The following is a 13,370-nucleotide window of genomic DNA, read 5'->3' on the forward strand; positions in this document are numbered from 1 at the left end:
CAGCCCTGTCAAAGGGGCCTTCCTCCTCGCATACAGCAAGCGTCGACGACGGCTGGCTATTCAACCAGCGAGGCAGCACGGTTCGCGTCAGCCGAACTGTTACGCCGTGCATGGGTCTCCCTCCCGTTGAGCGATATTTTCTGACGCGTTCAGATCAGCGTGGCGTCCACGACCGCACTCCGAACATGAAAAGTGGTCACCATCACGAGTCCCTGTCGAACCACACGCCGAACACTCCTGACTGGTGTGGGATGCATCGACCTTCTCGACGCGGATGCCGGCACGTTCGGCCTTGTATGTGATGAACTGTTGGAGTTGGTGGAAGTGCCACGAGTGAACGCCTGACCACGAACTGTCTTCGCGGATGCCTTCGAGGTCTTCTATCCGAATGATGGGATTCTCGAATTGTTCCGCGAACGTGATGAGGCGACGGGAGAGTTTGTGATTCAGATCTGTGATTCGACGCTGTTCTTTGTCACCCACACGGTTGCGTGCGCGAAGCGCACCCGACTCCGAAAGCGACTCGCGTAGGGAACGATATTTGCGCCGAACGTATTTCGCCTCACCACCAGAAACCAACATGGACTCATCCTCACCGTATGCTGTAGCTGCGAGTATGCGACGTTCGCCGATATCAACGCCAATGGGCGTCTCGCCCGAGGTATCAGCGTCGTACTCAATATTGAACATACAGTACCAATTATCTCCACGGCGGTACACCTGCAGACGGGTTTTCTTGGCGTCACCTTCGACCAGACGGTCTACGGGGTCGGCAATATCGTCGTACACATCGATAGGCGTGTACCACCATTGGGAGACACACGGGAAGCCAACGACGACCGTTCCGTTCTCAGTCGTGTCGATTTCCCAGTTCTGGTTGTTGACAGCGAACGGTTGACTCTCTCGGTAGCGCACCTCACCATCCTTGCTATGGTCGGATTTCGCCTCGCGGATGGCTTGGTTCTGAATAGCCGAGTAGAGCCCGTTGTCGATGCTGGCTGTGGTCACAGATTTATCGAAGTCACCGTTTTCCCACCCATCAATGCAGAACTGCTTGGTATCACGGTAGAGCCGAGTAGCGCGTTGCCACTCTTTCCGCCGTGAGAGGGATGGATTGTGGAACTTCGCGGTGACAGTCACCGTGACCATTACAATTGTAATTATACTCTCTCGCTTAACTATATATTGGAATATCAGGCCGTGCTATAGGCAGTGATTGTGACATCAACTGTCGGATTCATCCCCGCGCTGAAGCGCGAGGCTTTCTCCTTGCATTTCCGTAAGGGATTGCCGCTGAACTGCAAGCCCGCCAGTGCGCAATTACGGTTACTGCACGCCGGTGACGAGGTTCCGGACCTCGGTCCGATAGGCGTCGGGCTGGAGTCCGAGATCGACGTCGACGGTGACTGTGATGCCGTCGCTCAGGGCGCTTTCGACGACCTGATCGAAGTTCTGCGCCGGGTACGCACCCCCGGAGATGATGACGAAATCGCCGTGGTGCCAGACGGCGAACATCGCCGAGATATCGATGTCGCTCGCCGGAATCTCGACGGCCTCGTTCTCCGTCACGTCGAACGTGATGCCCTCGAAGGGGTACGTCGCCGACAGCCGTGTCGTCTCGGCCGTCTCGCCGGTGTCGATGTCGATGGTTCCCTCGCCGGTCTTCTCGATATCGGTCAACCCCTGCGCTTCCATCTGCTGTTCGAAGCTCTCGCGGGCGTTCGTTCTGACTTCAGCCAGCAGTTCTTCCTGGCCCACGCCGGCCGGGAGGTTGTCCAGATTGGGGCTGAAATCCACCCGCGTGGCGAAAAACACGGAGAGCGCGGTCTGCACCTGGTCGAGGGTACGGCTCGCGACGCGCTCCTGTAACTCTTCGTCGGCGTACTGGACCGTACTGGAGACAGCCTCGACGGATACCGGGCCGTAGCTCCGGTCGAACACTGTTTCAGAGGACTGGTCCGTTCGCGTCCAGCCACCCTCGTCCAGTTGCTGTTTCGGAACGTCCGGCGGCGGCGCTTCGGCCGCAGCCAGAAACGAACACCCCGCAAGCCCGGCGGTTCCGAGGCTGGCTCCGGCAAGCAGGTACTCTCGGCGGTTCATGTCCGAGGAAGGCCACAGCCATGGAAAAGCGTGCTGGCCGATTATCAGTGATTTTCGTGGAACAACTACGACGGTGTTTGGCGGAGTTCCACGGAGTATATGAGTACACAAACCATGATAGTTTCTATGGATCTACTGTCCGAGAAACTCGTTCCGGAACACGCACACGGGGTCAAGGAGGAGGCTCGGGAGTTCGCCGCGGAGCACATCGAACCAGTCGCGGGTGAGTACTACGCGTCCGGGGAGTACCCCTGGGAAGTACTCGAAGCAGCCACGGAGGCCGGACTCGTCGCACAGGACATCGGCGAGGAGTGGGGCGGGAGCGGCTACGACCTCCAGCAGATGCTCGCGATGGCAGAGGAGCTGTACAAAGCCGACGCAGGGATCGCGCTGACGCTCCAGCTTGCCAGCTTCGGCGCCGAAATCGTCGAGGACCACGGTGCCGAGTGGCAGAAAGAGGAGTTCCTCCGGCCTGTCGCCGCCGGTGACCAGCTCACCGGTCTGGCCGTCTCGGAACCGGAGACCGGGAGCGACCTCGCCGGGATGACGACGGCCGCCGAGAAGGACGGCGACGAGTGGGTGCTCAACGGCGAGAAGTACTGGATCGGCAACGGCGTCGAGGCAGACTGGGTGACGCTGTACGCCAAGACCGACGACGACCCGAACGACCGCTACGGGAACTACTCGATGTTCATCGTCCCGACGGACGCCGACGGCTACCACGCCGAGCACATCCCCGAGAAGATGGGGTTCCGGGCGTCCAAGCAGGCCCACATCGTGCTTGAGAACTGCCGGGTTCCGGAGGAGAACCTCATCGGCGTCGAGGGGGCCGGCTTCTACATGCTCGCCGAGTTCTTCAATCACGGACGCGTCGTCGTCGGCGGACACGGCATCGGCCTCGCCGCGGCGGCCATCGAGGAGGCCTGGGAGTTCGTCCACGACCGGGAGGCCTTCGGCAAGACCGTCGACGAGTTCCAGGCGGTCCAGCACAAACTGGCCGACATGCAACTCGGCCTCCAGTCCGCCCGGACGCTCACCTGGCACGCGGCCGAGCGCGTCGCCAACCAGGAAAACGCCGGCTACTGGGCCGCACTGGCGAAGACGAAAGCGACCGAAGCGGCGATGGACTGTGCGGAGAAGGGCATGCAGCTTCACGGCGGGCGTTCCGTGCTAACCGAGAACCGCATTTCCCGCGTGTACCGTGACGTGCGGATTCCGGTCATCTACGAGGGAGCCAACGACATCCAGCGGAACCTTATCTACAAACAGGCCCCGATGTAGCGGTCGGATATCAGTCGGGCAACGTCGCTTGGTTGATTGTCCTAACCGTCGTGTTTTTTGCGAACACCACCCTTCGAGTGTTCTGTGCCGGAACGTGACTGTGCAGCGCTCGCTACAACGGTTGGTCCCGCAGATAGTCCGGATACACGAGTCAGATAGCTCAGTATGCCCCCATCTGCGGTCTACACGAGTGCTACAGGGCCAGTACACCACCCTACAAGTGTTCTGACACCACCCTGCGAGTGTTTCCAGTTCGGCTCCGACCAGCCGATGACAGTGGACGCGTGTTCACACACCACCCTGCAAGTGTTCACACGGAGTTCCCACCTCGCACACGTTCACATGAAGTTCCCACTCCGCACATGTTCACACGTGGTTTGCAAACGCGGGAATTCCCGAAAACACCACGCTGCAAGTGTTTTTGCGTTGTGGATCGGCCTTTCGGTGGGGTTTCTCACACCACCTTGCAAGTGTTTCCCGGACTGATCGAAAGGGGAGAGTTCATTGGAACACCACCCTGCAAGTGTTCCGACGAGCCCGTTCTGGGCGGTTTTCCCGGTGAATCGGGTTCACACCACCCTGCAAGTGTTTTCGAAACGGAATACCGTGATGCCGCGGTGAAAACAGACTGACACACCGGTCTGCAAGTGTTCTACACGCCAGAGACGGGAGAAGATATCTCCAGACACTCTGCAATCACGGCCTATCGTGGGGCCCACACACCACCCTGCAACTGTTCTGGACTGCTCGATAGCTGCGGCCGCCGATGAACACACACACACACCACCGTGCAAGTGTTCTACGGTGGGAACCCCCGTGGGGGTGTGGGGGTGGTGGGGCTACGTGAACTGCCAGAGGTTCTGTTGCTCGTCGTCGGTGGTGTCCGGAGCCTCGAACTCCGTGGCTTCGTCTTCCAGATAATGTTCGAGGATTCCGTTGACGTTGCTCGGGACAGCGTCGCTGTACGAGGACTGAAGCGCGGCGTTGATAATGTCGGTTGGGTCGTCCGTGACCTCGTAGATGTACTTGCGCCCACCCTTCCGACCGAGGTTCCGCTCAGCGGATCGGACCAGTCCCTGCATGGAGAGCTGGTCTAGGAACTCGTAGATCTTGCGCTCGGATTTCACCCGGCGGCCGCTCGACTCAGCGATTGAAGAATAGAGATTGTAGATCCGCTTCGTCGAGGCCTCGTGTTTCGGTTCGATGAGCGCAAGCGTCGTCGCGAGATACGTCAGCGCCTGCTGCGAGCTGAGATCGTGTTCGAAGTAATCCAGCAGTTCGTCAGTCTCAATCGTATCTGTCGCCCGGCGGGTATGTGCCTCCGTCACACCATCCGCGCCCTCCATCCGCGCGTACTCCCCGGCTTTTTCGAGTATTCGGAGCCCCTGCCGAACGTCACCGCGTTCCTGTGCGGAGAAAGCCGCTGCCAGCGGGACGACGTCTTCGCCGAGCACGTCCTCCCGGAACGCGATGTCGGCGTAGTAGCCCAGAATGTCCCGAAGCTCCGTCGCGTCGTAGGGGCCGAACTTGATCTCCCGTTCTCCGAGCGTCGATTTCACCTTGGGTTCCAGCACGTCGACGAACTTGAGGTCGTTCGAGATACCGATGAGCCCGACCTTCGCGTCGGTGATGGGCGTGTTCTCGTTGGCTTCGGCGCGGGGCAGTTCATACAGGAAGTCGTTGCGCGCGTCCGCGGGGATGTTGTCGATCTCGTCCAGGATGATGAGCACGTTCCCGCCGACGGCTTCGATCTCTTCGTAGAGGAACTCGAAGACGCTGTCAGTGCTGTAGCCGCTCTCCGGGAGCTGGTTTTCCGGGTCCCGGAACTCGTTGACGAGCGTGTTGACCAGCGCGTACGCCGACCGGTAGTTCCGGCAGTTTATCGGGCCGATAACGGTGAGCGGTATATCCTCGGCTTCGGCCTTCTCTTCGAGTTTATCCCGAACCCACTTCGTGACAGCAGTCTTGCCGACGCCCGTGGGACCGTAGACGAAGACGTTGTTCGGGTCGTGGCCGACGATAACGTCCTGCAGTGCGTTGATGTAGAACTCGATCTCCTCGTCGCGGTGAAAGATCGTATCCGGCGTGAACGTGTCCTTTTTCAGCGGTTGCTTTCGTTCGAAGATCGCGTCAGTCCCGTCGAACGGGTTCTCGTTCACGTCGACCATCGTATCCCACCTTTTGAGTGACTCTATATAAAACCAGTGACCACCGTTCAAGTGTTTCAAGTGTTTCTGCGTCGAATAGTCACACACCACCCTGCAAGTGTTTCTCCGAGCGCTGTCGAAAACAGCCACGAGCGGTCTGCTGTGGCGATTCCTGATCTAGCACACTTGAGTCCTGCGATTCTATATTCTCTCGTTCTAGACTATAACTAGACCTAGTAACTTTGATTTATATTTTATGGTACAAGCAATAACATCCGATCAACTCAAGGATAGTGCTGACAACTCAACTGATTCTACAACCGCTCTAAACCCAGTTTATGTACTCTTGAGGGTTCTACCTATCAGAGACTTCCGAGACAACTGATCGTTACTTCGATCGTTTAAATACGCAAGAGGGGCCCCTCCCCTCCCCACCCCCTCTCCCGCCAACACCGAGAACACTTGCAGGGTGGTGTGTGTGGGTCCTGTCCTAACGAGCATGAAATAATATAAAAGGGACTCCCATCGTCGAGGGGACGAATCGACTTCACGCTGGCGAGCAGGTGTTCCAACGAGTGAAGTCAGCTACAGACGATTCGCCATAGTTGACACCGCTTTTTACTTGGCGACAGGACGTAGCGATCCTATGGACGAGATCACGGTGACGTTCGTCGACCGGGGCCGCGTACAGGCTGACCGAAACTTCGTCGTCGACGGCCACAGCGTCGCGACGGCCTCGAACCGCGACCCGGAACACGAGTACGAAACGTACGTCGTCTGGAACCTCGTGATAGAGACGCCGGAACTGACCGTTCTCTGGGACACCGGCTCACATCCGGAGGCCAGGGACGGGTACTGGCCGACGCCGCTGTACGAGGCCTTCGCACACGTCGACGCCGCCGAGCACACGCTGGCAGCCGATCTCGAAACTGCGGGCTACAGCATCGACGAGATCGACGCCGTCGTCATGAGCCACCTGCATCTGGACCACGCCGGCGGCCTGCACAACTTCGCGGGAACGGACGTGCCGATCTACGTCCACCGCGAGGAACTCCCGTACGCGTACTACAGCGCCAACACCGACGAGGGCTCTATCGCCTACCTCGCCAGCGACTTCGACCGTGACCTGAACTGGGAGATCGTCCACGGCGACAGCTATCATCTCACCGACGGTGTGGAACTGCTCCACCTCCCCGGTCACACGCCCGGGCTCATGGGCGCATTCATCGACCGCCCGGAACAGCCGCTCCTCGTCGTCGGCGACGAGGCGTACGTCGAGGCGAACTACGCGGGTCAGCCGATGGCGACGAGCCTCCTCTGGAATAACGGTGCGTGGAAAGAGAGCCTAGAGCGGTGCCGCGACCGCCAGCGGGCCACGGGGGCCGAGGTGCTGCTCGGCCACGACCTCGCGGTGTTCGAGGACGTGTCCGGGATTGGGGACTGATACAGGGCATTGGCAGGGCAGTCCGTCACACAGTCACGACAGATCAGTCAGTCACAGGGACTAGCGTTCGGCGCTGGCCGTCGTCGGTCGCCACGACCCACCGGTCTTCGTCGCGTTCGACGATAGCCCACACACCGAAAAACAGGTGCAACTCCAGTTCGAGACCGTTGAGGCGCTCGCCGGTCTCTTCGATACGGAACTCTCGGGACTCAGCAACGTTCGTCATGTCGTGGACGGGATGGTAGCCACCGGCCAGCCGTGGTAATAGCCACGTTGCCCGGTTCGAACGCGGCTTTTACTGTTCGAGATAGCCGTACGTCTCCTCCAGGTAGTCGATGATCCAGTCGACCGTGGACTCGTCGTAGGTCCAGAAGCCGTAGAACTCGCGCGGTTCGCGTTCCTCCGCCAGCAGTGCACACTTCTGGGTCGGGTCACCGCCGCCGTCGAACACGACGAACCACGAGTCGGCGATCTCGTCTGACCGTTCCAGGTGCAGCGAGAACGTACTGTACTCGGGTGGTTCGACGTCCGGTACACAGTAGGCGTGAACGTCCACGTCCGTCTCGCCCAACCGCTCGTAGAGGTCGAGTTCGCCCTGGAGCGTCGAGAGGGTCTGAAAGCCAGCGTGTAACGTCCCGTTACCCACCCGCCACGCGCGGTCTTCGATCTCGCGGGAGGCGGCGGTCATCCGCTGGATCGACCACGAGGTGAACATCGTCTCGTCGAGGTGGTCGAGGATCGACGCGTACGGACTGTTGTCCCGCGTGATGTACTGTCGGCCTTCGTCGAGCGAGTCGGTAAAGGAGTTGAGACTCGCGGCCGCGATGACCTCTTCGTCCTCGCTCAGCGTAATGAACTCGCCCGGTCGCCCGCTCTCGGTCTGCTCGGTCTGAACGTGGACGTTACGGTCCGCGAAGCGCTCGCGCAGGTCTTCGGCCGCTGTCGGCCCGGCGTTGAAGATAGTCAGCGTCTTCTGATGGTCCTCGACGCCAGCGATGAGTTCCGTTAACGACATCCTCGACTATACATCGGTAGTCACTGTGTTAGTCGTTGCGGGAGGGAGTTGCGCGACTTACTATTCGTGGCTGACAGGTGTGTCCCAGAGGTCGTGTACACACACCCCAACAGTGGCGAAGTGCCATTTCGAAAACGGCAATCTGAGGTACCTGAGCCGAAAGATAACGATTAATGAGTGGTGTTGTAGTGGAAAATCTTTAGTCATGGCCCCCCAACGGGAAGATACGGCACCAGAGCTGGGGCCGAGGATTTCACCATGACAGACAACGAACTAATCTGGCGAATCGCCGGTGGTTCCGGTGACGGAATCGACTCGACAAGCCAGAACTTCGCGAAGGCCTTGATGTGGTCGGGGCTGAACGTGTTCACACATCGCCACTACCCGTCGCGTATCCGCGGCGGCCACACGTACGTGGAAGTACGTGCGAAAGACGAACCGGTACAGTCCCGCGGGGACGGCTATAACTTCCTGCTTGCCCTGGGTGACTCCTTCGCCCGGAACCCACAGGAAGAGGCCTACTACGGCAAAGAGGAGCTGAAACCGCTGTACGAGAACTTCGACGACCTCCGCGAGGGCGGCGTCCTCCTCTACGACGAGGGGCTGCTCGACGACGAGGACGTCGACGAGATCGGTCTCGAAGAGGCCGCCGAAGAGAACAACTGGCACGTCGTGCCGATGGACCTCCGCGGCATCGCCAAGGAACACGGCCGCGAGATCATGCGGAATACGGCCGGTATCGGCGCGACCGCGGCGATTCTCGACATCAGCACCGACGAGTTCGAGAAGCTCATCACCCAGAACATGAGCGGCGACATGCAGGAGGCGAACCTCAACGTCCTGCACGACGCCTACGAAGCCGCCAGCGAACTCGATATCGACCACGACATCGAGGTCCCCGAGGGCTCCCACGACGAGGAGCAGGTCATCCTCTCGGGCTCGAACGCCATCTCCTACGGCGCAATCGACGAGGGCTGTCGCTTCATCTCGGGCTACCCGATGACCCCGTGGACCGACGTGTTCACCATCATGTCCCAACACCTGCCCGAGTTCGGCGGTATCTCCGAGCAGGTCGAAGACGAGATCGCCGCCGCCGCGCTCGCACTCGGTGCGTCCCACGCCGGCGTGAAGGCCATGTCCGGGTCCTCCGGCGGTGGCTTCGCGCTGATGTCCGAGCCGCTCGGACTGGCGGAGATGACCGAGACGCCTATCGTGCTGGTCGAAGCGATGCGAGCCGGCCCCTCGACGGGGATGCCGACCAAGCCCGAGCAGGCGGACCTCGAACACGTCCTGTACACCTCACAGGGCGATTCCGCCCGCGTCGTGTTCGCACCCGCGAACATCCGCGAGTGTTACACCCAGACCCGCTCGGCGTTCCGCATCGCCTACGAGTACCAGATTCCGGCCATCGTCGTCTACGATCAGAAGATCCAGGGCGAACTCCGGAACCTCCCGGCCAGCCACTTCGACGAGGAACCGAACGCCGATCCCGGCTCGGTCCTCACCGAAGCGGAGATCCAGGACGCCGCACACCACTCCTCCGGGAAGTTCCAGCGGTTCCTCCACGAGCCCGAGGACGGCTCGAACGTCAGCCCGCGCACCGTGCCGGGCCAGAAGGACGGGCGCTTCCTCGCGACTGGCAACGAGCACAACCCATCGGGCCACATCAGCGAGGACCCCGAGAACCGCGTCGCCCAGATGAACCGTCGGCTCAACAAGCTCGACGACATCCGTGCTGACCTGGACGAGAACACGTCCCACCAGACCTACCACGGCCCCGAGGACGCCGACTACGGCATCCTCGTATGGGGCAGCCAGCAGGGGACCGTCTTCGAGGCCGTCGACCGGCTCAACGAGAACGGCCACTCCGTGAAGGCACTTGGCGTCTCCGACATGGCCCCGTACCCGGAAGACGAAGTCTCCGAGTGGCTCGAATCCGTCGACGAGGCGCTCGTCGTCGAGATGAACGCCACGGCCCAGTTCCGCGGCCTGACCCAGAAGGAACTCGGCAAGTACGGCGACAAGATGTCGAGCCTCCTGAAATACAACGGCAACCCCTTCGAGCCCGCCGAGATCGTCGACGGGTTCGAGTCCAGCATCGACGGCGAGGAACTCGCCGCGAGCAACATGAAGTACGTCCCCGCGGCAGGTGACTAACCAATGAGTGCATTCTCAGCAATCAACGAAGAACGCGAAATCGACCGCGACGAGTTCACACCCGGTATCGAACCGCAGGCGACCTGGTGTCCGGGCTGTGGCGACTTCGGCGTCCTCAAGGCGCTCAAGCAGGCCATGCCGGAGGTCGGCAAGAACCCCGACGAGGTCGCCCTGTTTACCGGCATCGGCTGTTCCGGGAAGCTCAACAGCTACTTCAACAGCTACGGCTTCCACACCATCCACGGCCGCTCGCTGCCCGTCGCCCGGGCCGCGAAGCTCGCCAACCCCAACCTCGAAGTCATCGCGGCCGGCGGGGACGGCGACGGCTACGGTATCGGTGGGAACCACACCATCCACACGGCCCGTGAGAACCACGATATGACCTATATCGTGTTCAACAACGAGATCTTCGGGCTGACCAAGGGCCAGACCTCGCCGACGTCGCCGAAGGGCCACAAGTCCAAGACACAGCCCCACGGCTCGGCGAAGTCGCCGATCCGGCCGCTGTCCCAGCAGCTCAACGCGGGCGCGACCTACATCGCCCGCACCGCGGCCGTCAACCCGAACCAGGCGAAGGAGATCATCGCCGAGGCCATCGAACACGACGGCTTCGCGCACATCGACTTCCTGACCCAGTGTCCGACCTGGAACAAGGACGCGAAACACTACGTCCCGTACACGGACGTCCAGCAGTCCGACGAGTTCGACTTCGACGTCTCGGACCGCGCGGAAGCCGCCGAGATGATGCGAAAGACCGAGGAGCGCCTCTACGAGGGCGAAGTGCTGACCGGTCGGATGTACATCGAAGACGAGCGCCCCTCCTACGGCGAGGAGAAGCGCCAGATCGGCGAGATGCCCGACGAACCGCTCGCGGAGCGGTACTTCGACGAGGACGCAGAGTGGGAGCGGACCTACGACAACCTCCTCGAACACCACAAATAAGGCTCGCTGACGGACTGCGGACACCACCTCGAACGTGGGTTTCCGGTTCGGAAGATATTTTTTCATGCACCGAAAAGATTAGTCCATGAGTGCCGAGTCCACGGAGCGTCGAATCCTGTCGGTCCTTGAAGAGGACGCACAGGCCTCGTACGCAGAAATCGCGGAGCGAGCCGACGTATCGAAGCCGACAGTCCGGAAATACATCCAGAAACTCGAAGAGGAGGGCGTCATCGTCGGCTACTCCGCCGACGTCGACCCGAAGAAGCTGGCAGGCCAGTCGATTGCCCTTGTCGGCATCGACATCGCGAGCGATTGCTACGTCGAGGCCACGCGGAACCTCAAGGAGATTCCGGAGATGGAGGAACTGTACACCTCCAGTGGTGACCACATGCTGATGGCGGAGGTCCGCGCGATGGACGGGGACTCGCTGGCGGACGTGATCGAGGACAAGATACTCGCGCTCGACGGCGTTACCGCCGCGCATCCGTCGTTTCTCCAGGAACGGCTGAAGTAACGGGTTTTTAGACGCTCCAGCGCTGACTGCACGGTATGCTTTCTCGGCTGGTGCTCGGACTCGGGCCGACGGCCGCGGACCTTCTCGACGCGATTAGCGACGACCGCGGCGACCTGGCAGTCGTGACCCAGGACGAGCACCGTGCTGAAACGCTTCGGGCGGACGGTATCAACGTACTCGAAGCCGACCAGACTGAGCCATCCGTTCTCGCCGATCTCGACTTTCACCCGGAGAGCGTCATCGTCGCCAGCGAGGACCCCGAACGGAACGTCGCCGCGGCAACAGCCGCACGCGACTGCTTTCCCGACGTGTTCCTCCTCGCCTACGCCGGCCGCGGCGCGACAGCGGACCAGCGCGACCGACTGGACAGCGTGGCGGACCGGCTGGTCACTCCGGAGGCCGTCGTCACCGATTATGTCACCCAGTCGGTCGGCGACGAAGGAACGCGGGCCCGGCAACTCCATCAGGTGCTGCGAAACATCGACGACCACCTCGCCGTCGTCACGCACGACAACCCCGACCCGGACGCGATTGCCAGCGCCGTCGCCCTCGGCGCGCTCGCGGAGCGGGCCGACTGCGAGGTGACGATCTGTTACTACGGGGAGATCTCCCACCAGGAGAACCGGGCGTTCGTCAACCTCCTCGATTTCGACCTCCGGAACCTCGATGCCGACTCGCCGGACGAACTGGAAGCCTTCGACGCGTTCGCGCTGGTCGACCATTCCAGAGCCGGCGTCAACGACCAGCTCCCGCCGGAGACCCCTATCGACATCGTCATCGACCACCATCCGCCGCGCGTCCCGATCGAAGCCCGTTTCGTCGATCTCCGGAGCGGTGTCGGGGCGACGAGCACGCTGCTCGTCGACTATCTCCAGCGGTTCAACATCGACATCCCGACGCCCATCGCGACGGGCCTGCTCTTTGGCATTCAGGTCGATACGAAGGACTTCCGCCGGGAGGTCGCCGCCGCCGACTTCGAGGCTGCCGCCCATCTCGTGACGAACGCGGACATGGCGACCCTCCAGCGCATCGAAGATCCGAGCGTGAGCCCGGAGACGCTGTCGGTCATCGGCCGCGCGATTGCGAACCGCGAACAGGAGGGGTCGGTGCTGCTGACCGGTGTCGGCGAGATCAACGACCGCGACGCGCTCGCACAGGCGGCCGACAGGCTGCTCGATCTCGAAGGCGTCCAGGCGACGATGGTGTACGGCGTCGTCGGCGGGACGATCTACGCCTCCGCGCGGGCTCGCGGGGCGGATATCGATCTCGGTGAGGCCCTGCGGGACGCCTTCGGGCAGATCGGGTCGGCGGGCGGCCACGCCGATATGGCGGGCGCACAGATCGACGTGGGGATGATCACCGTCGATGATCGCGACGAATCGCTGGAGGAGATCGTCCGCTCTATCGTCTCGGACCGGTTTCTCGACGCCATCCAGTCGCGCTCGCATCGGTTGCTCGGGCGCGTCTACGCCCGCACCGACTACGATGTCGCTGCGTTTACGGAGTCGACGGCGCTCAGCCAGGACGGCGATGACACTATCGCGACGGCTGGCGACGCGCCCGAACAACCGGGTGAGGGTACCGCAGAGAATTGGGACAGCGACGTGACGTATCTGGAAAACGGTGATGAGAACATTGACGACGACGAGTCAGAACAGACGGACGACACAGCTGAGCCGACAGACGATGAGCCTGCTGACACGCCGGACGACAGCCCGGAGACGCTCGTCGAACCCGACGACAGCGACCCGTCGTAGGCGAGCCTTTTTT

11 protein-coding genes are annotated in these 13,370 nt (G+C 61.4%); 6 read left to right on the forward strand and 5 right to left on the reverse strand.

What is annotated here, in order from left to right; all coding sequences use genetic code 11:
* Positions 1–99 precede the first annotated feature (99 nt).
* Both ACY9XZ_RS21180 and ACY9XZ_RS21185 read right to left on the reverse strand, forming a co-directional pair.
* Positions 100–1,149 carry an RNA-guided endonuclease TnpB family protein gene (locus ACY9XZ_RS21180; RefSeq protein WP_463458903.1) on the reverse strand — a complete coding sequence of 350 codons (1,050 nt, stop codon included), beginning with the start codon at positions 1,147–1,149 and terminating at the stop codon, positions 100–102.
* Positions 1,150–1,326: 177 nt separating this feature from the next.
* The gene (locus ACY9XZ_RS21185; protein WP_463458904.1) at positions 1,327–2,100 is read right to left on the reverse strand and encodes a hypothetical protein; all 774 of its coding nucleotides are present in this window, start codon (positions 2,098–2,100) and stop codon (positions 1,327–1,329) included.
* A gap of 126 nt (positions 2,101–2,226) precedes the next feature.
* Here ACY9XZ_RS21185 and ACY9XZ_RS21190 point away from each other — a divergent pair, with 126 nt between their 5' ends.
* Complete coding sequence (locus ACY9XZ_RS21190) at positions 2,227–3,381, forward strand: acyl-CoA dehydrogenase family protein (RefSeq protein WP_463458905.1); 1,155 nt, start codon at positions 2,227–2,229, stop codon at positions 3,379–3,381.
* A gap of 839 nt (positions 3,382–4,220) precedes the next feature.
* Here the strand turns inward: ACY9XZ_RS21190 and ACY9XZ_RS21195 are convergent.
* Positions 4,221–5,549, reverse strand: a complete 1,329-nt coding sequence (locus ACY9XZ_RS21195) for a Cdc6/Cdc18 family protein (RefSeq protein ID WP_336339610.1) — start codon at positions 5,547–5,549, stop codon at positions 4,221–4,223.
* A 625-nt stretch (positions 5,550–6,174) separates the two neighbouring features.
* On the opposite strand from ACY9XZ_RS21195, the gene ACY9XZ_RS21200 reads away from it, so the two are divergent.
* Complete coding sequence (locus tag ACY9XZ_RS21200) at positions 6,175–6,972, forward strand: N-acyl homoserine lactonase family protein (protein WP_463458906.1); 798 nt, start codon at positions 6,175–6,177, stop codon at positions 6,970–6,972.
* Positions 6,973–7,015: 43 nt separating this feature from the next.
* Here ACY9XZ_RS21200 and ACY9XZ_RS21205 read toward each other — a convergent pair whose 3' ends face one another.
* On the reverse strand, positions 7,016–7,198 hold the full coding sequence (locus ACY9XZ_RS21205; RefSeq protein WP_463458907.1) for a hypothetical protein: 183 nt from the start codon (positions 7,196–7,198) through the stop codon (positions 7,016–7,018).
* Positions 7,199–7,267: 69 nt separating this feature from the next.
* Positions 7,268–7,987 (reverse strand): DICT sensory domain-containing protein, encoded by a 720-nt coding sequence (locus ACY9XZ_RS21210; protein ID WP_463458908.1) that lies wholly within the window; start codon positions 7,985–7,987, stop codon positions 7,268–7,270.
* Positions 7,988–8,245: 258 nt separating this feature from the next.
* On the opposite strand from ACY9XZ_RS21210, the gene ACY9XZ_RS21215 reads away from it, so the two are divergent.
* The 4 genes from ACY9XZ_RS21215 to ACY9XZ_RS21230 all read left to right on the forward strand — a co-directional run bounded on the left by ACY9XZ_RS21215 (position 8,246) and on the right by ACY9XZ_RS21230 (position 13,357).
* The gene (locus ACY9XZ_RS21215; RefSeq protein WP_463458909.1) at positions 8,246–10,144 is read left to right on the forward strand and encodes a 2-oxoacid:acceptor oxidoreductase subunit alpha; all 1,899 of its coding nucleotides are present in this window, start codon (positions 8,246–8,248) and stop codon (positions 10,142–10,144) included.
* A 3-nt stretch (positions 10,145–10,147) separates the two neighbouring features.
* The gene (locus ACY9XZ_RS21220) at positions 10,148–11,086 is read left to right on the forward strand and encodes a thiamine pyrophosphate-dependent enzyme (protein ID WP_463458910.1); all 939 of its coding nucleotides are present in this window, start codon (positions 10,148–10,150) and stop codon (positions 11,084–11,086) included.
* Positions 11,087–11,171: 85 nt separating this feature from the next.
* On the forward strand, positions 11,172–11,600 hold the full coding sequence (gene lrpA1 / locus ACY9XZ_RS21225; protein ID WP_004591923.1) for an HTH-type transcriptional regulator LrpA1: 429 nt from the start codon (positions 11,172–11,174) through the stop codon (positions 11,598–11,600).
* Positions 11,601–11,635: 35 nt separating this feature from the next.
* Positions 11,636–13,357, forward strand: a complete 1,722-nt coding sequence (locus ACY9XZ_RS21230; protein ID WP_463458911.1) for a DHH family phosphoesterase — start codon at positions 11,636–11,638, stop codon at positions 13,355–13,357.
* Positions 13,358–13,370 lie beyond the last annotated feature (13 nt).

Source organism: Haloarcula sp. HT12, assembly GCF_055271655.1.